The organism is Chromohalobacter sp. 48-RD10, assembly GCF_029889785.1.
Classification (GTDB): Bacteria; Pseudomonadota; Gammaproteobacteria; order Pseudomonadales; family Halomonadaceae; genus Chromohalobacter.
The window spans coordinates 1-1,020 of the sequence record NZ_JARANX010000166.1; the positions used below are offsets into that span (position 1 = coordinate 1).

1 protein-coding gene is annotated in these 1,020 nt (G+C 65.0%); it reads right to left on the reverse strand.

Features of this window, described 5'->3' with window-relative positions; all coding sequences use genetic code 11:
- On the reverse strand, positions 1–1,020 hold a 1,020-nt coding region (locus tag OP496_RS17970), incomplete at both ends, for an Ig-like domain-containing protein (RefSeq protein WP_280565313.1).

Sequence of the window (1,020 nt, forward strand, 5' to 3'; positions counted from 1 at the left end):
CGGATCGATGGTGAGGGCCGGCGGCGTCTGATCCAGCGTCGCGCTATCGGTCACCGTTCCGGTATTGCCCGCCGCATCGATGAGGGCGAGCGTCGCAGTCAGCTCGCCGTCATCGAGGCCGGAGAGGTCGGCGGTGGTGGTGAACGAGCCGTCATCCTCCAGCGTGATGTCGTCGCCCTGAATCACCACCGGGTCGCCGCCGTTGGCGCTGGCGATGGTGAGCGTCTCGATCGTCGCGTTGTCCTCGACCTGGCCGGTGAGGGTGGCGGTATCGGCCTCGGCCGCGTTGTAGACCTCGTCGGTGAAGCTGACGTCGTTGTTGCCGTCATTGGGGGCTACCGCGTCCACCGTTTCGGTCGCCGGATCGCTGGCGTTGCCGGCGGCATCGGTGGCCGTGGCCGTGACGTCGTCGCCATCTTCCAGCGGCGTCTCGGGTGTGACTGTCCAGGTACCATCGTCGCCGACGGTGACCGGTTCGCCGATCGGATCACCGTTGCCATTGGTCAGCGTTACGGTGCTGCCGACCTCGGCGGTGCCAGTGATGTCATCACCATTCGTCGGGTCGATGGTGGGAACATCCGGTGCCGTCTCGTCGATGGTCAGCGTGAAGGTCTCACTGGCATCAGAGGTATTGCCGGCGGCGTCGGTGGCTTCGGCGGTGAAGCTGACATCGCCTTCGTTCAGTGCCTCTGGCGTAAAGTTCCAGCTACCATCACCGTCGGCATTGACCATGCCCACGGACGTGCCGTTCTGGAAGATCTCAATGGTGCTGTTGGCTTCGGCCGTGCCGGTCAGTGTCGGCGTGAGATCGTTGGTGCTGTCGCCACTGGTCAGATCATCAGTCAGCGGCTCAACATCGTCCGTGGCATTGGCGATGACCGGGGCATCTGGCGCGGTGGCATCCACGGTCTGCGTGGTCGGCTCACTCTTGTTGCCCGCCGCATCGGTCGCGGTGGCCGAGACCTGGGTATCGTCAGCGAGTACGGGCTCTGGCGTCACGCTCCAGTTGCCATCGCCGTC